Below are 16,941 nucleotides of genomic sequence, written 5' to 3' on the forward strand. Positions count from 1 at the left end.
TCATGCGACAACGCACCATCGGAGACAGCACGGTCGGCGCCATCGGCCTGGGTGCCATGCCGCTCTCCATCGAGGGGCGCCCGGACGAACAACGGGCCATCGCCACCGTCCACGCCGCCCTCGACGCGGGCGTCACCCTCATCGACACCGCTGACAGCTACCACTGGCATGCCGGCGAGAGAGGCCACAACGAACTTCTCGTCGCCCGCGCGCTGCGGAGCTACCGCGGCGACACCTCCGGCGTCCTGGTCGCCACCAAGGGCGGCCGCGGACGGCCCGGCGACGGCAGCTGGACGGTCACCGGAACCCCCGAGCATCTCAAGCGTGCCGCCCAGGACTCCGCCCGGCGCCTGGGTGGTGAGTCACTCGGTCTCTTCCAGCTGCACAAGCCGGACCTGGCCGTGCCCTGGGCCGACTCCGTCGGCGCGCTGCGCGACCTGCTCGACGCCGGCACGATCCGGGCCGCCGGCATCTCCAACGTGACCACCGGCCAGATCCGCGAGGCGCACACGATCCTCGGCGACGGTCTGGTCTCCGTACAGAACCGGTACTCGCCCGCAGTACGCGGCAGCGAGCCGGAGCTCCGGCTGAGTGAGCGACTGGGCCTCGCCTTCCTGCCGTGGAGTCCGCTGGGCGGCATCACCCGCAGCTCACTCGACGGCCCTCCCGGGCCGACCTCCGCGGGCACCGCCTTCCACGACATCGCGGCCGAGCGCGGGGTCAGTCCGCAACGAGTCGTCCTGGCATGGTTGTTGGCCCGATCCCCGGCGGTCATTCCCGTGCCGGGAGCCAGTCGCCCGGCATCGATCCAGGACTCGGCCGGAGCCGCGGAGATCGAGCTGAGCGAGGCGGAGGCCGCACGCCTGGACGAAGTGCGCGCTCTGTAGTGGAGATTCGTTCCGCACGGGGCGTATGCGGTGCGGGATCCACGCGGTGCGGGGTCAGAGACCGAGGCTCAGTACGCGGTCGACGGCGATCTCGACGACGACCAGGTCCGGCGGAGTGGGTGGGGCCGCGCGGTAGCGGGCGGTGTAGCGGTCGACCGCCTCGGCCAGGCGCGCGGGGTCGTCGCTGACCGTGGCCCGGCCCTCGACGGTGATCCAGCGGAAGCCGTCCGCCTGGCAGAGTGCGACATGGGCCGCCACGCCACCTGCCGACACGTTGCGGGCCTTGCGGGCTCCCGCCCTGGTGGTCACCCGGACCAGACCGCTGGACGCGTCGAAGGTGAAGCGGACGGGGGCGACGTGCGGGGTGTTGTCGGGGCGCAGCGTGGTGAAGGCGGCCGTGCGGGGGAGCACAAGGAACTCCCGGGCAGCTGTGGAGAGTTCAATGGCAGTCGGGCTCACTTCTTCTTCACCGCCTCGTTCCAGATCAGCTTGGCGATGTTCGGCTTCACGGCGGTGGTGATGACGCCCATGGCCGCACGGACGTAGCGCCGCTCCGTCAGCTCGCGCAGCATGCTCGCGGCGAGGTCCGCACGGGCGGTGAAGACGCCGTCGGCGCTGGTCCGCTCGGTGCGGTAGTCCGTGACGGCGGGGTGCTCGAAGAGGCCTGACGGCCGTACGAGAGTCCAGTCGAGGCCGGTTCCGCGGATCACGTCCTCCATGCGGCGCATGTCCTCGTGGAGGGTGCGGCCGAGGCGGCGGTTCACCAGCGGGTCGAGCACGTGGTTGAAGAAGTGTGCGCCGGTGGGTTGCCAGTCGGGGTCGGCGATGCTGGAACTGATGGCCAGGAGCCGCTTGATGCCGTGGTGAGCCATGGCTTCGGTGATGGCTGTGGCGCTTGCCGAGTACGTGCTGATGCTCTCCTTGCTGAAGCGTGCGCCCAGCGCGGAGAGCACGGCGTCCGTGCCGCCGATCGCGGCGTCGACGGCCGCCGGATCGGTGGCATCGGCGACGGCCACGGTGAGGCCGGGCCGTTCGGGCAGGGAGCCGGGGCGGCGGGTCACGGCGACGACCTGGTGACCGGCGGCGAGGGCCTGTTCGGTGAGGTGGCTGCCGGTCGCTCCGTTGGCGCCGAAGACTGCGATACGCATGGTGACGATGGTCCTTTGTGTGGTGGCCGGAACGCCCTTGACTGTGCCGATCACGAAACGCAGGCTCAACGCTGATGAATAACGCCGCCCCCGCCTCAGCCCGCACCCGGGGCCGCCCCCGCGGCAATCCGCCGACCCGCGAGTCGATCGTCCCGGTGGCCCGTGCGCTGTTCCTGGAGCGCGGCTACCGGGCCACCACCCTGCGCGCGGTGGCCGGGGAGGCCGGGGTCGACCCGGCGCTGATCGCGTATCACTTCGGTTCGAAGAAGGGCCTGTTCGCCGACGTGATGCAGTTCCAGTGCGCCAACGCGCTGGCGGTGGAGGAGGTCCTCGGCGGTGACCCGGCTACGCTTCCCGGCCGGCTGATCGACGCGGTGACGGACCTGTGGGAGGACGCCGACTTCCGCCGGCTGACCGCGCAGGGCGACGAGGCCGCCGACGTGATCCGCGAGTACCTGGAACGCGAACTGCTGGCCCGCCTTGTTGAATTTCTCGGCGGCCGGGACGCGACCGCCCGTGCCACCGCCGTCGTGACGATCCTCGGCGGACTGATCTACACCCGCTACCTCAACCCGCTCGCCACCCCCGCCGCCCTCACCCCGGCCGAGGCACGCACCGTCCTCACCCCGGCCCTGCGTGCGGCGCTGGCCCCGGGACGGCACGCCGGAGCAGGCCGCAGGCCCTGAGGCACCGCACCGCCAGGGCCCTGCCGGTCCACCCGGCGGTCCGGACCCACGGGTGCAGCCCTGAGACACCTCTCCACCCAGGGGCTCAGTCCCCTAGGGGTAGCTCCTTACTTCTACCGAGGGGCCGTTCCTCCCGGCGGAGGACGTGCCGGGCCCTGCCCGCTCCGTAGCGTGGTCATGCACCGCGGTTGAGGCAGACCACAGGGGGCGGGGTGGGGAAAACCCCACCCGAAGACTGCGCTGGGCACCAGCGCGCCGGACCCCCTCCAACGACCAGACTTCACAGCAGACGGCGACAGTCCGTCGCCGACCGACATAGGAGAAAAACCGTGACAACGGCTGTAACCATTCCCAGGCACGGGGGCACTGGAGGGCGTACGGCCGTGGCTGCGCGAGCGCGGCAGGTCGTCAAGGCGTACGGGGTCGGTGAGACCCGGGTCGTCGCACTCGACCACGTCGACGTCGACATCGCCCGCGGCCAGTTCACGGCCATCATGGGCCCGTCGGGCTCCGGCAAATCGACGCTGATGCACTGCCTCGCCGGTCTGGACACCGTGACCTCGGGGCAGATCCACCTCGCGGAGACCGAGATCACCGGGCTCAAGGACAAGAAGCTCACCCAGCTGCGCCGCGACCGCATCGGCTTCATCTTCCAGGCGTTCAACCTTCTGCCGACGCTCAACGCGCTGGAGAACATCACGCTTCCGATGGACATCGCGGGCCGCAAGCCGGACGCCGTCTGGCTGCGGCAGGTCGTCGAGACCGTCGGCCTCGCCGAGCGGCTCAAGCACCGTCCGACCGAGCTCTCCGGCGGTCAGCAGCAGCGCGTCGCGGTGGCACGGGCACTCGCCGCCCAGCCGGAGATCATCTTCGGTGACGAGCCGACCGGGAACCTGGACTCCCGGGCCGGCGCCGAGGTGCTGAACTTCCTGCGCAAGTCCGTCGACGAGCTGGGCCAGACCATCGTCATGGTCACCCACGACCCGGTCGCCGCCTCCTACGCCGACCGTGTGCTGTACCTCGCGGACGGACGCATCGTCGACGAGATGCTCAACCCCACCGCCGACCAGGTGCTGGACCGCATGAAGGACTTCGACGCGCGCGGGCGGACGTCATGACCGTCTGGAAGACCTCGATGCGCAACTTCTTCGCGCACAAGGGACGCATGGCGCTCTCCGCCGTCGCCGTCCTGCTGTCGGTGGCGTTCGTGTGCGGGACGCTCGTCTTCACCGACACGATGAACACCACCTTCGACAAGCTCTTCGCCGCGACGTCGGCCGATGTCACCGTCAGCCCGAAGAGCGCGAAGGTCGCCGAAACCCCCGAGAACGGCAAGCCCGATTCGCTGCCCGCCTCCGTCGTCGCCCAGGTCGAGAAGGCCGACGGGGTGAAGAAGGCCGAGGGTGCCGTCGTCAGCATGGCGGTCACGGTCGTCGACAGCCACAACAAGAACATGGGCTCCGAGAGCGGCGCCCCCACGATGGCGGGCAACTGGACGCAGAACGAGCTGCGTTCCATGGAGATCACCTCCGGCCACGCACCGCGCGGCCCGACCGAGGTCATGGTCGACGCCGACACCGCGGACAAGCACGACCTGAAGATCGGTGACGAGCTGCGCACCATCGCGGTCACCGGCGACATCAGGGCGCACATCAGCGGAATCGCCGCCTTCAAGGTCACCAACCCGGGCGCGGCGATCGTCTATCTCGACACGGCCACCGCCCAGCAGAAGCTGCTCGGCAGCCCCGGCGTCTTCACCCATGTCTCCATCACCGCCGAACCCGGCGTCAGCGACACGCAGTTGAAGCAGAACGTCGCCACGGCGCTGGACGGTTCGACCGCGTACAAGGTGCAGACCCAGAAGGAAGCCGCGGAGGCCAACAAGGACTCCATGGGCTCCTTCCTCGACGTGATGAAGTACGCGATGCTCGGCTTCGCCGGGATCGCCTTCCTCGTCGGCATCTTCCTCATCGTCAACACCTTCTCGATGCTGGTCGCCCAGCGGACCCGCGAGATCGGCCTGATGCGGGCCATCGGCTCCAGCCGCAAGCAGGTCAACCGGTCCGTGCTCCTCGAAGCGGTGCTCCTCGGCATCGTCGGATCGATCCTCGGCGTCGGCGCCGGTGTCGGTCTGGCCGTCGGGCTGATGAAGCTCATGGGCGCCATGGGCATGGAGCTGTCCACCGAGGACCTCACCATCGCCTGGACGACCCCCGCGATCGGTCTCGCGCTCGGCATCATCGTGACCGTCCTCGCCGCGTACATCCCGGCCCGCCGGGCCGGCAAGGTCTCCCCGATGGCCGCCCTGCGCGACGCCGGAACGCCGGCGGACGCCAAGTCGGGCTGGATCCGGGCCGGCATCGGCCTGGTCCTCACCGCCGCCGGCGGCGCGGCCCTGTGGGCGACGACGCAGGCGGACAAGGCGAGCGACGGCTCCCTCTTCCTCGGCCTGGGCGTGGTCCTCACCCTCATCGGCTTCATCGTCATCGGCCCGCTGCTCGCCGGGGTCGTCGTACGGGCGCTCAGTGTCGTCGTCCTGCGGCTGTTCGGCCCGGTCGGCCGGCTGGCCGAGCGCAACGCGCTGCGCAACCCGCGCCGGACCGGTGCGACCGGTGCGGCCCTGATGATCGGCCTGGCCCTGGTGGCCTGCCTGTCGGTGGTGGGCTCCTCCATGGTCGCCTCGGCCACGGACGAGCTGGACAAGTCGGTGGGCGCGGACTTCATCGTGCAGGGCGGCCCCGGTCAGCTGATCGTGCCCCAGGCGGCGAAGGCGCTGAAGACCGCTCCCGGCATCGAGCACATCACGAACTACAAGGTTCTCGGCGCGAAGCTCACCAACCCCGACGGTTCGACGACGGACGAGGACGTCACCGCCGCCGACCCGACGTACCCGAGCGACCTGCGGCGCGAGACCGTCGCCGGTGAGCTGTCCGCGGCGTACGGCAGGAACGCCATGTCGGTCGGGGACGACTACGCCACCAAGCACGGCATCAAGGTCGGTGACACGGTCACCGTCGCGTTCAAGGCGGGCGACACGGCGAAGCTGAAGGTCGCCGCGATCACCTCGGACGACACGACCGTGGACCAGGGCGCGATGTACCTCAACATCACGACCGCCGAGCAGTACGTCTCCGCCGACAAGATGCCCCAGAACATGATCATGTTCGCCAAGGCGCAGGAGGGCAAGGAGACGGAGGCCTACGCCGCCCTGAAGGACTCGCTCCACGCGTACCCGACGTACAAGGTGCAGAATCAGGCCGACTTCAAGCAGGACCTGAAGGACCAGATCGGCCAGCTGCTGAACATCGTCTACGGTCTGCTCGCCCTGGCGATCATCGTCGCGGTGCTCGGGGTCGTGAACACCCTGGCCCTGTCCGTCGTCGAGCGGACCCGCGAGATCGGCCTGATGCGCGCCATCGGCCTCTCCCGCCGCCAGCTGCGCCGGATGATCCGGCTGGAGTCCGTGGTCATCGCCCTGTTCGGCGCCCTGCTCGGCCTCGGCCTGGGCATGGGCTGGGGCACCTCGGCCCAGAAGCTGCTGGCCCTGGAGGGCCTCGGCGTCCTGGAGATCCCGTGGCCGACCATCATCACGGTGTTCGTCGCCTCGGCCTTCGTCGGTCTGTTCGCGGCGCTGGTCCCGGCCTTCCGGGCAGGCCGGATGAACGTCCTGAACGCCATCGCCACGGACGGGTGAGGCGGACGGTCCGCATAGACTGACGGTTCCCGCCCTGGGGCGTTCCTCCAAACGCCCCAGGGCGGGATTCCCGTATGGAGGGCCCGGTGCGCAGCCCCGTTGCGGGAGCGGCTGTCACCCCGGAGTCGTACGCTGGAGACGCCCCCGGCCCGTCTGACGTGTCGGGCCCTTCGCGTTGCCCCTGGCGGCAGCGTCGCCCCTGGCAGCAGCCGGCTGTCAGACCTCGCCCTCGTTACCCGGACGGAAGCCCTTCATGAGCCTGCACGGTCTGCTGGATGTCGTCGTACATGACCCGGCGCTGTCCGAAGCGGTGAAGGCCGCCGGAGACGGCCACCGGATGCACATCGACCTGGTCGGCCCGCCCGCCGCCCGGCCCTTCGCCGTGGCGGCGCTGGCAAGGGACTCCGGGCGCACCGTGCTCGCCGTCACCGCGACCGGGCGCGAGGCCGAGGACCTGGCGGCCGCGCTGCGCACGCTGCTGCCTCCGGACACGATCGCGGAGTACCCGTCGTGGGAGACCCTGCCGCACGAGCGCCTGTCGCCCCGCTCCGACACCGTGGGCCGCCGGCTGGCCGTACTGCGGCGCCTGGCGCACCCGAGGGAGGACGACCCGGAGACCGGTCCGGTCTCCGTCGTCGTCGCGCCGATCCGGTCCGTGCTCCAGCCGCAGGTCAAGGGGCTCGGCGACCTGGAGCCCGTGGCGCTGCGGATCGGGCAGAGCGCGGATCTCGGCAAGACCGTGGAGGCGCTGGCGGCAGCCGCGTACTCCCGGGTCGAACTGGTGGAGAAGCGCGGCGAGTTCGCGGTGCGCGGCGGCATCCTGGATGTCTTCCCGCCGACCGAGGAGCACCCGCTGCGGGTGGAGTTCTGGGGCGACGACGTCGAGGAGATCCGCTACTTCAAGATCGCCGACCAGAGGTCGCTCGAGATCGCCGAGCACGGGCTGTGGGCCCCGCCCTGTCGCGAGCTGCTGCTGACCGAAGAGGTCCGCGAGCGGGCCGCCGCACTCGCCGAGGCACACCCCGAGCTGGGGGAGCTCCTCAACAAGATCGCCGAGGGCATCGCGGTCGAGGGCATGGAGTCCCTCGCCCCGGTCCTCGTCGACGACATGGAACTGCTGATCGACGTCCTGCCCAAGGGCTCCATGGCCGTGGTCTGCGACCCCGAGCGGGTCCGTACCCGGGGCGCCGACCTGGTCGCCACCAGCCAGGAGTTCCTGGAGGCGTCCTGGGCGGCCACCGCGGGCGGCGGCGAGGCCCCGATCGACGTCGGCGCGGCCTCGCTGCGCGGCATCGCGGACGTCCGCGACCGGGCCCGCGAGCTGAACATGATGTGGTGGTCCCTCTCCCCGTTCGCCGCGGACGAGGAACTGGACGACGACACCCTCAAGCTCCGGATGCACGCCCCGGAGGCGTACCGCGGCGACACCGCCCGCGCGCTCGCCGACACCAAGGGCTGGCTGGCCGACGGCTGGCGCACGGTGTACGTCACCGAGGGCCCGGGGCTCGCCTCCCGTACCGTCGAGGTGCTGAGCGGCGAAGGCATCCCGGCCCGCCTCGACGCGGACCTCGGCGAGATCTCCCCGTCCCTCGTCCATGTCTCCTGCGGCGCCATCGACCACGGCTTCGTCGACCGTGAGCTCCGGATCGCCGTCCTCACCGAGACGGACCTGACCGGCCAGCGCACCGCCATCAAGGACCTGGGCCGGATGCCGGTCCGCCGCCGCAAGAGCATCGACCCGCTGACGCTGGAGACGGGCGACTACATCGTCCACGAACAGCACGGCGTGGGCCGCTACATCGAGATGGTGCAGCGCACGGTGCAGGGCGCCACCCGCGAGTACCTCCTCGTCGAGTACGCCCCCGCCAAGCGCGGCCAGCCCGGCGACCGGCTCTACATCCCGACCGACCAGCTGGAGCAGGTCACCAAGTACGTCGGCGGCGAGGCGCCCACCCTGCACCGGCTCGGCGGCGCCGACTGGACCAAGACGAAGGCGCGCGCCAAGAAGGCCGTCAAGGAGATCGCCGGCGACCTGATCAAGCTCTACGCGGCGCGGTTGGCGGCCCCCGGCCACGTCTTCGGCCCGGACACCCCCTGGCAGCGCGAGCTGGAGGACGCCTTCCCGCACGCGGAGACGCCCGACCAGCTCACCACCATCGCCGAGGTCAAGGAGGACATGGAGAAGTCCGTCCCCATGGACCGGCTGATCTGCGGCGATGTCGGCTACGGCAAGACGGAGATCGCCGTGCGGGCTGCCTTCAAGGCGGTCCAGGACGGCAAGCAGGTCGCCGTCCTCGTCCCCACGACCCTCCTGGTCCAGCAGCACTTCGGCACCTTCACCGAGCGGTACGCCCAGTTCCCCGTCAACGTACGGGCGCTGAGCCGCTTCCAGTCCGAGTCCCAGTCCAAGTCGACGCTCGAAGGGCTCCGCGAAGGCTCCGTCGACCTGGTCATCGGCACCCACCGTCTGTTCTCCTCCGAGACGAAGTTCAAGGACCTGGGCCTGGTCATCGTCGACGAGGAGCAGCGCTTCGGCGTCGAGCACAAGGAGCAGCTGAAGAAGCTCCGTGCCAACGTGGACGTCCTCACCATGTCCGCGACGCCCATTCCCCGTACGCTCGAAATGGCGGTGACCGGCATCCGCGAGATGTCGACGATCACCACCCCGCCCGAGGAGCGCCACCCGGTCCTGACCTTCGTCGGCCCGTACGAGGAGAAGCAGATCGGCGCGGCCATCCGCCGCGAACTGCTCCGCGAGGGCCAGGCGTTCTACATCCACAACCGCGTCGAGTCCATCGACCGCGCCGCCGCCCGGCTGCGCGAGATCGTCCCCGAGGCGAGGATCGCCACCGCCCACGGCCAGATGTCCGAACAGGCCCTGGAGCAGGTGGTGGTGGACTTCTGGGAGAAGAAGTTCGACGTCCTGGTCTCCACGACGATCGTCGAGTCCGGCATCGACATCTCCAACGCCAACACCCTGATCGTGGAGCGCGGCGACAACTTCGGCCTCTCCCAGCTCCACCAGCTGCGTGGCCGCGTCGGCCGTGGCCGCGACCGCGGCTACGCCTACTTCCTCTACCCGCCGGAGAAGCCGCTCACCGAGACGGCCCACGAGCGCCTCGCCACGATCGCCCAGCACACCGAGATGGGCGCGGGCATGTACGTGGCGATGAAGGACCTCGAGATCCGCGGCGCCGGAAACCTCCTGGGCGGCGAACAGTCCGGCCACATCGCGGGCGTCGGCTTCGACCTGTACATCCGCATGGTCGGCGAGGCGGTCGCCGGCTACCGGGCCTCCCTCGAAGGCGGAGTGGAGGAGGAGCCGCCCCTGGAGGTCAAGATCGAGCTCCCGGTCGACGCGCACGTCCCGCACGACTACGCCCCCGGCGAGCGGCTGCGCCTCCAGGCCTACCGCTCGATCGCCTCGGCCTCCTCGGAGGAGGACATCAGGGCGGTACGCGAAGAGCTCACCGACCGCTACGGCAAGCTCCCGGAGCCGGTCGAGAACCTCCTCCTGGTGGCCGGCCTGCGCATGCTGGCCCGCGCCTGCGGGGTCGGCGACATCGTGCTCCAGGGGTCGAACATCCGCTTCGCCCCGGTGGAGCTGCGCGAGTCGCAGGAACTCCGCCTGAAGCGCCTCTACCCGAAGACGATCATCAAGCCGGCCCTCCATCAGATCCTGGTCCCGCGCCCCACCGCCGGAAGGATCGGGGGCAAGCCGGTCGTGGGACGCGAACTCCTGGCGTGGACGGGGGAGTTCCTCACGACGATCCTGGGGTCGTGAGGGGTGCGGGTGCGGGCGCGGGTGCGGCCGGGGCCTTGAAGACCAGCCACACGGTCTTGCCGACGATGTGGTCATTGATGCCGAAGTCGTCGGCGAGTGCGCGCACGAGGCGTAACCCGCGCCCAGAACAGGCGTCGTCGTCGGGGCACTGGACCACCGGCTGACCGGGCCCGCTGTCGCGGACCTCCAGTCGGACCAGTTCCTCGACCCGGTGGAGGCCGACGCTGAACTCGCGGCCGGGCGGCGCGCCGTGCAGCAACGCATTGGTGGCGAGTTCTGACACACATAGCTCTATGTCTTCGATCAGGGAGTGGAGCTGCCACTCGATGAGGACGCCGGTGACGAAGTCACGTGACGCACCAACAGAGGTGCGCCTGCGGGGGAAGCGTCGCTGCTGAGACAGGGACACGGTGGTTCACCGCCTTGCTCGCGGGGTCGTAACGTGCATGACCGTACTGCTATTCGCGAAAAGCGGCAAGGTCTACTGTGGTGACTGCGCCCGAGTCCCCTACCGTGTGATGCGGCAGGCTGGTGAGGGCATCGGCAGCGGAGGAGACGGGCATGGGCATGGACGGCAGTGAATGGATCAGCACCTCGGTGCCCTATCTCGCCGCGCCTTCCGCGGCCCAAGGTGACGCGTGGGCGGCGGAGGCGGCCGCAGAGGGGCGCCGGGGCAGTCAGCGCATTGTCCAAGCCGGTGAGGTGGAGGCTCCGGAAGCGGTGGCGGCGTTGCTGGGGACGCCCGCCGGGCAGCAGGTGGTCACGCGTCGCAGGATCATGTATCTCGACGGTGAGCCGTGCGAGTTGACGGACACCTACTACCCCGTGGGTATCGCGGGCGGCACCGGTCTGGCCGGTACTGCCAAGATCCAGGGCGGAGCGATCAGGCTTCTGGCGGACCTGGGTCATGTGGGCGTCCGTGTGCGCGAGGACGTGACGGCGCGGCCTCCGACCGAGCGTGAGCGGGAGCAACTGCTACTGGAGGCGGGGGAGCCCGTACTGCAACTGACGCGGCTCACGCTGGACGATGCGGACCGGCCCATTCAGGTCGACGTCATGGCCATGCCTCCACGGCGCCAGAAGCTGCGGTACGAGATCAGGATCGGATGACTGTGCCCAGACCCGAAGCGGATGCCGTCGACCGCCGTTCACTGCACGAACGGATCGCGGCCGACCTCAGGGACCAGATCATGGGCGGGGACCTCGCTCCCGGTGCCAGTCTGCCCTCCACCATCCGCCTCAAGGAACGGTTCAACGCCTCGAATGCGACCGTGCAGAAGGCGCTGCAGCTGCTCAAGGAGGAACAGTTGGTTGTCGGCAGGGCGGGGGCCGCGGTGACGGTTCGCGAGCATCGCCAACGAACCGTCCGCCCGGCCTCGTACATGGCGCCGGCGGGCTTGGGGGAGCCGTACCGCTGGCTGACCGAGGCCGCGAAGGACGGCTCCCGTGCGCACAGTGAGCTCCTTGACGTCGTCGAGTGCGAGCCGCCTGCCGATGTCGCCGAGGCGCTGGGCCTGCCGAAGCCCGGCGTCGCGCTCCTGCGGCGCCAACTCCTCATGGTCGATGATGAACCGGTCGAGCTCGTAGCCTCGTACTACCCGCTGGAGATTGTCCGGGACACCGGGATGTCAGAGCGTCGAAAGATCCCCGGCGGCACGCCGACCCTGCTGGCGGAACTGGGCTACCCACCCCGGCTCAGCGTGGACCGGGTGTCCGCGCGGGTGCCCACGCAGGATCAGTACCAGGCGCTGCGGCTGCCCGGTGGACTTCCGGTTCTGCGGACGCTTCGTGTCGTCTACAGCGACGATGAGCGGCCCATCGAAGCGACCGTCATGGTCAAGGCGGGCCACCTGTACGAGTTGCAGTACGAGTTCACGGCGGAGCCCGAGTGACAGTCGGCGCGGCCCTCCGAACCGACAACCGCGCCATCGCCTGCCGGGCCGCACTCCATCTCGTGGCCATGCTGATCTGGAGGGGGCCGCGTGCGTACCGGTAATGCGTGACGAGGGCCCGCCGATCCCGTCGGCCTCTGACTCACCTTGCGGCAGCAGCCCTCGTTCTGCGCTTTGAGTGTCTACCGGCGCCCCGTGCAACGCATAGGTGCCGATACACCGTCACACGGTTCGTGTGGATGCCGCAGAGTGTGGGCCCCTTACCCGGGGCGATGCTCCGAAGCCGGTGCATCCGTCTCTGGGCACGCAGTAAAGGGCGATGGCTTGAGCGAGAGCGAGACCCCGATGGAACTGAAGCGGCGACCCGGGTCCGACATAGCCATCATCTTTCGCCGATGCCAGACCGCCATCCAGAGACGTTCTAGTCGATCGGGAAGCGGAAGACCGTCGACTCCCGAGCGTGGAAACCGAGGCGCTCGTACAGCCGGTTCGCTGCAGCACGATCCGGCCGGGAAGTGAGATCCACCGTCCGGGCTCCCGCCTCCCGAGCGATTCGCAAGGCCTCCTGGGTGAGGAGTGCGGCGACGCCCTGACCCCGCGCAGCACTGTCGACAACCACGTCTTCGATGCGGGCCCGCGATCCGGACGGCAAGGGCAACAGCGCCAGAGTCAGGGTGCCGACGATCGCCTCGGACGTCCGGGCGACAAGTACCGTGTTGGCGTCCCACGTCACCATGCGGTCGATGGCTTCGTAGTCCAAGGGCTTGGCCGTCGCGGACAGCTGCGGCAGCAGCCGGCCGAAGGCCTCGACGAGTTCCTGACTGGCTTCCCGGATGATCTCTACACGGACGTCCATGTCAGGAGCCTATCCATCGACCAGGGCCACCTGGACATGCCGGCCGGGCAGGGTGCACCGGCGTGTTGGTGGCTCCGGGCAGACACCTCCGACCGGCAGAGCCGCGCCTCAACCTGCCGCTTTCCGTCCATGGATTCCGTGCCCACGGCCTTCCGGCCGCCGCCTCTGGCCGCTCGGTGTGCGCACTGGAGCAACCTCTCGGAAGCGAGCTCCTCATGCGCGCCAGGCGGCCAGCAGATCCGCAGGGGTGAGTGTCAGGTCCGGGCGTACGCCGTCCTCGACGCCCGCCGGGCACACCGCTAGTAGAGGGGCTGCCGACGCGCCCGGGACGGTGGACCGGGCCTCGGCAAGGTGGGCGAGCTCGCGGTCGCTGAAGCGTTTGGTCTCGCGCCACTTGACCGAGCCGAGGAGCAGCGTGCGCTTCCCCGAGGCGGCGGGGACGACGATGTCGTACTCCTGGCTGTTGTCGCGGTTCCACCAACTTCCCACTGGCCCGCCGTCCTCCAGCCCCGGCAGCTCGGGGCTGAGCCGGTAAACCGCCTCCTGGACGAGTGGTTCGACGGCGCGGCCCCGCCAGCTCGGCCAGCCCCGGTCGAAGGTGGCGCGGGCGATGTCCGACCGGCCACGGGCGATGTGGGCCTGCTGTTCCTCGACGAAGCGGAACCAGAAGCGCAGATACGGGTCGTCGATGCGGTAGCGCCGCAGCTTGCTGTTCGCGGGGGCCCCCACCGGAACGGCCACGCTGACCACTCTCTTGTCGACGAGCACCTTTATGGCCCTGGTGACCGCCGTGTGCGCGGTCACTCCCTCTTCGGGAATCCTTCCGGCGACCTGGCTGAAGGTACTGACCCCGACCTCGCTGCTTCCGATCGCGGACAGGATGCGCCGCGCCTGCTGCGCGTCGGGGAATTCCGCGTCGAGTGACCGCTGGCCCATCACCGCCAGATCGCTGTTCTCGTCGCCGAGCTGTTCGTGCACGAACGCCCGGGTGCTGCGCGCGCGTGCGCGGTCCAGTACGAGGCGTGGGTAGCCCCCGGTGATGAGCGCTGTATCGAAAGCGGCCATCGGGTGCCCGCCGCCCAGGGCCTCGGCGCACTCCGCGGGGTCGAAGGGGGCCACGGTGGTGCTTTTGGCCCGACCGTAGAGCGGCCTGTCGTGTTCGGTCAGCCGCTCCATCATCGCGACATCGGAGCCGATCAGCACAAAGAGGACGGGAGTGTTCTCGAGTTGGCGGTCCCAGGCGTTCTGAAGCTGCCCCTCCAGGGCCGGATCCGTCGCGGCGGCCCACGGGAACTCGTCGATGACGACGATGGAGGGGGTGTCGCGGCATGCGACGGCGATCCTGCCCAGTGCGTCCCGCCAGTCGGTGGGGGGAGCGGCGAAGAGCGAATCGGCATCGGCGAGCGGGGTGGTCGAGGTGTGCAGCTCGGCGGTGAGGGTCTGGAGCTGGACGGCAGGCGACGCGTTCTTCATGGCGGAGAAGTAGAGGTAGGGCAGCCCCGACTGCTCGGCGAAGCGCGTGAAGAGCCGGGATTTCCCCACTTGCCGACGCCCGCGCACGGCAAGCAGCTGCCCGGCTCCGGCCTTGCGGATGCGCAGCATGCGGCGTTCCAGATCGGCGAGCGTACGTTGACGGCCATAGAAACCCATGGGTGCCTTCTCCCCGGCTAAACATACACGGATGAATCATACACCGATGAAACATGCGTGTATGTATGTTTAGTTCTGGGCGCGGCATCAGCATCGGACCGGGAGGTCAGCCCAGGTCCGGCCAGGCCAGGAGGTTCTCCAGGGTGGTGCGGTCGCCCTCGCTCCGCAGGTTGTCCAGGGGGAGACGGCCGTGCAGGGTGAGCAACAGGCTGCTTGCCGATCCGTGGAGTCCGGCGTCCGCCCGGTGGTGGTCCCCGACGTGGTGCGAGTCCGGATGCGGCAGGTCGATCAGCCACGACGGGCCCTCGGCGGAATGCAGGCCGATCCGGACCGGCCCGTGCGGCCAGGGGCGGGCGGTCCCATGGCTGACGCCGATGAACTCGGCGATGCCGTCGAGTGCGACAACCGCGGGGACGGGCTGTGGCGCTCCGGTGGCCAGCTGGGCGTCGAAGGCGTGGACAGCGGCCTCCTGAACCTGGTGTCGCGCCACGGCACCGCTCGTCATGGGTACGCCGGAGTCACCCCACCAGGCCCAGCAGCCTGCCGCGGGACCTGCGGTTCGCAGGGCGGTGAGCAGCTCCTCAGTGGCTGCGGCCGAACGGGCCAGCAGGCCGGCGGGCGGAGCGTCATCGGCCGGTGCCACGGTCGGGGGCTTCTCGCTGGGCCCGGCCGCGACCGCCGCTGCCCAGAACCGCTGCACCTCGGTAACGTGCTCGACGAGGTCGCGGAGCGACCAGTCGGGGCAGCTGGGGACGCGGACAGCCTGATCGGGTATACCCGCGATGCTGCTGCGCAGGGCGTCGGAGCGGTCCTGGACCAGGGACAGCAGTTCTTCGAAGGAAGGGGTCTGGGTCATTCGGGCTTCCTATCACCCGCCACTGACAGCGGTGCTCCGCCATCCGACTCCAACAACGCGATCACAGAACGCTGTTGAACTACTCCGGGGTCACCGGGGGCGCGTGAGGCGGGACGGCTGCCCGTCCTCGTCGGAGGCTCTAACTCGTCGCTTCCTCGCCCATGGCTTCCGTGCCCGCGGTCTTCCGGATCTCCGGCTGATCCGCCGCCGTGGGCCGCTCGGCCTGTGCCGGGGAGCGAAGAGTGCGCACCTGGGGAACCAGCAGGGCCCCCAAGGTCGCCGCGACGATCAGAGCGGCGCAGACGAACAGCATCCGGTCCGTTCCCCATGCGGCGGCAGCCGGTCCCGCGAGCAGCAGGCCCAGCGGGGCGAACGCGAGCGAGCCGAACCAGTCGTACGAGCTGACCCTCGACAACGCCTCCTCCGGCACTTCCCGTTGCATCGTGGTGGACCACAGCACGCCGAAGACATCCGAGGACACTCCCGACCCGAACATCGCCACTGCGATCAGCCACACCGGCGCCCCGAGCCCCAGCAGCACGATCGGCACAGCCGACGGCAGCATGGCCAGAACCGCTACCAGGATCGGCCGCTCCACCCGCACCCTGGCCGCCAGGCCCGCACCCGCGACTGCTCCGAGGGCCTGCGCCGCGACGATCACCGCCCAGGCGCGCGCGCCACCGAGGTGGTGCTCGGCCGCCAGCGGGCCCAGCACGCCGACGTTGGCGTTCAACGCGGCCACCACGATGGTGCATTGGCAGACCACGGCCCAGAGCCACTGCCGGGAGGAGAACTCCCGCCACCCCTCCCGGAGGTCCGCCCAGCCGGAGGACTGCTTCCGTGGACGTTCACCGATCGCCAGCAACGACGTCAGGACCGCACTGATCACGAAGGAGAGGGCATTCAGCGCCAGCGCCCAGCCGGCTCCCAGCCAGGCCACCGTGACACCCGACAGGGCCAGGCCCAGCAGCAGCGAGATGTTCGTGCTCACCCGCAGCGATCCATTGGCCTGTTGGAGCTGCTCGGCCGGTACGACCAGGGGGACCATGCCGTCCATCGCCGGAGCGAACAGCGCGGTCGCCGTGCCCGCGGCCACGGCCAGCACACACATCAACAGCAACGGGGCGTGGCCGGCCAGGACCAAAACCGCCAGCCCGCCGTACGCCACGGCACCGACGACATCGGCCATCGCCATCAGCCGGGAGCGGGACATCCGGTCCGCGATCACGCCGCCCAGCAGGACGAGAGCCAGCTGTGGCACTGCCTGACAGGCCAGCACCAGCGACAGCCGCCCCGGACCGGCGCCCGGCAGCGCCAGCACGGCGAACGCCAGCGCCACGCGGGCGAAGCCGCTGCCCAGGACCGAGACGGCGCGCGCGGAGGCCAGGAGGGCGAACTGCTGGTTCCGCCACAGCGGCGGCTGGACCGATTCGACGGACATGGCGGTGGACTCTACGACTGCACCGCTCCGCCGTACCTCTGATCAGG

General features: G+C 69.9%; 14 protein-coding genes. 7 read left to right on the top strand and 7 right to left on the bottom strand.

Annotation, left to right across the window (positions count from 1 at the left end; genetic code table 11):
- Nucleotides 1-2: 2 nt before the first annotated feature.
- Nucleotides 3-887 carry an aldo/keto reductase gene (locus tag ACIOEW_RS23440; RefSeq protein WP_401965639.1) on the top strand — a complete coding sequence of 295 codons (885 nt, stop codon included), beginning with the start codon at nucleotides 3-5 and terminating at the stop codon, nucleotides 885-887.
- A 54-nt stretch (nucleotides 888-941) separates the two neighbouring features.
- On the opposite strand, the gene ACIOEW_RS23445 is transcribed toward ACIOEW_RS23440, so the two are convergent.
- Both ACIOEW_RS23445 and ACIOEW_RS23450 read right to left on the bottom strand, forming a co-directional pair.
- Nucleotides 942-1,346 carry a TIGR03618 family F420-dependent PPOX class oxidoreductase gene (locus ACIOEW_RS23445; protein WP_362542702.1) on the bottom strand — a complete coding sequence of 135 codons (405 nt, stop codon included), beginning with the start codon at nucleotides 1,344-1,346 and terminating at the stop codon, nucleotides 942-944.
- Nucleotides 1,343-2,035 carry an NAD(P)-dependent oxidoreductase gene (locus ACIOEW_RS23450; protein ID WP_401965642.1) on the bottom strand — a complete coding sequence of 231 codons (693 nt, stop codon included), beginning with the start codon at nucleotides 2,033-2,035 and terminating at the stop codon, nucleotides 1,343-1,345. Before ACIOEW_RS23450 ends, ACIOEW_RS23445 begins: the two co-directional genes overlap by 4 nt.
- A gap of 74 nt (nucleotides 2,036-2,109) precedes the next feature.
- Between ACIOEW_RS23450 and ACIOEW_RS23455 the strand changes: the two genes are divergently transcribed.
- From ACIOEW_RS23455 to mfd, 4 genes are all read left to right on the top strand, one after another.
- Complete coding sequence (locus tag ACIOEW_RS23455) at nucleotides 2,110-2,721, top strand: TetR family transcriptional regulator (protein WP_362542708.1); 612 nt, start codon at nucleotides 2,110-2,112, stop codon at nucleotides 2,719-2,721.
- Between the two features lie 329 nt (nucleotides 2,722-3,050).
- The gene (locus ACIOEW_RS23460; protein WP_362542711.1) at nucleotides 3,051-3,839 is read left to right on the top strand and encodes an ABC transporter ATP-binding protein; all 789 of its coding nucleotides are present in this window, start codon (nucleotides 3,051-3,053) and stop codon (nucleotides 3,837-3,839) included.
- Entirely contained in the window at nucleotides 3,836-6,415 is a 2,580-nt protein-coding gene (locus ACIOEW_RS23465; RefSeq protein WP_401965644.1) for an ABC transporter permease, read from the top strand. The genes ACIOEW_RS23460 and ACIOEW_RS23465 overlap by 4 nt, the downstream gene beginning before the upstream one ends.
- A gap of 253 nt (nucleotides 6,416-6,668) precedes the next feature.
- Nucleotides 6,669-10,199, top strand: coding sequence for a transcription-repair coupling factor (mfd, locus tag ACIOEW_RS23470; protein ID WP_401965645.1), 3,531 nt, complete (start codon nucleotides 6,669-6,671; stop codon nucleotides 10,197-10,199).
- Here the strand turns inward: mfd and ACIOEW_RS23475 are convergent.
- Nucleotides 10,177-10,608, bottom strand: coding sequence for an ATP-binding protein (locus ACIOEW_RS23475; protein ID WP_401965647.1), 432 nt, complete (start codon nucleotides 10,606-10,608; stop codon nucleotides 10,177-10,179). The genes mfd and ACIOEW_RS23475 overlap by 23 nt on opposite strands.
- A 158-nt stretch (nucleotides 10,609-10,766) precedes the next feature.
- Between ACIOEW_RS23475 and ACIOEW_RS23480 the strand changes: the two genes are divergently transcribed.
- Both ACIOEW_RS23480 and ACIOEW_RS23485 read left to right on the top strand, forming a co-directional pair.
- Nucleotides 10,767-11,309 (top strand): GntR family transcriptional regulator, encoded by a 543-nt coding sequence (locus tag ACIOEW_RS23480; RefSeq protein ID WP_401965649.1) that lies wholly within the window; start codon nucleotides 10,767-10,769, stop codon nucleotides 11,307-11,309.
- Nucleotides 11,306-12,091, top strand: coding sequence for a GntR family transcriptional regulator (locus ACIOEW_RS23485; RefSeq protein WP_362542726.1), 786 nt, complete (start codon nucleotides 11,306-11,308; stop codon nucleotides 12,089-12,091). The genes ACIOEW_RS23480 and ACIOEW_RS23485 overlap by 4 nt, the downstream gene beginning before the upstream one ends.
- Nucleotides 12,092-12,512: 421 nt before the next feature.
- Here ACIOEW_RS23485 and ACIOEW_RS23490 read toward each other — a convergent pair whose 3' ends face one another.
- From ACIOEW_RS23490 to ACIOEW_RS23505, 4 genes are all read right to left on the bottom strand, one after another.
- Nucleotides 12,513-12,947 (bottom strand): GNAT family N-acetyltransferase, encoded by a 435-nt coding sequence (locus tag ACIOEW_RS23490; RefSeq protein ID WP_401965651.1) that lies wholly within the window; start codon nucleotides 12,945-12,947, stop codon nucleotides 12,513-12,515.
- Between the two features lie 213 nt (nucleotides 12,948-13,160).
- Nucleotides 13,161-14,597 (bottom strand): ATP-binding protein, encoded by a 1,437-nt coding sequence (locus tag ACIOEW_RS23495; RefSeq protein WP_401965654.1) that lies wholly within the window; start codon nucleotides 14,595-14,597, stop codon nucleotides 13,161-13,163.
- 106 nt (nucleotides 14,598-14,703) lie between these two features.
- Nucleotides 14,704-15,453: a maleylpyruvate isomerase family mycothiol-dependent enzyme gene (locus tag ACIOEW_RS23500; RefSeq protein ID WP_401965657.1), complete on the bottom strand. Its 750-nt coding sequence runs from the start codon at nucleotides 15,451-15,453 to the stop codon at nucleotides 14,704-14,706.
- Between the two features lie 139 nt (nucleotides 15,454-15,592).
- Complete coding sequence (locus tag ACIOEW_RS23505; RefSeq protein WP_401965659.1) at nucleotides 15,593-16,894, bottom strand: MFS transporter; 1,302 nt, start codon at nucleotides 16,892-16,894, stop codon at nucleotides 15,593-15,595.
- Nucleotides 16,895-16,941: the final 47 nt, after the last annotated feature.

Origin of the sequence: Streptomyces sp. NPDC087901, from assembly GCF_044742205.1 — a bacterium.
Lineage (GTDB): Bacteria > Actinomycetota > Actinomycetes > Streptomycetales > Streptomycetaceae > Streptomyces.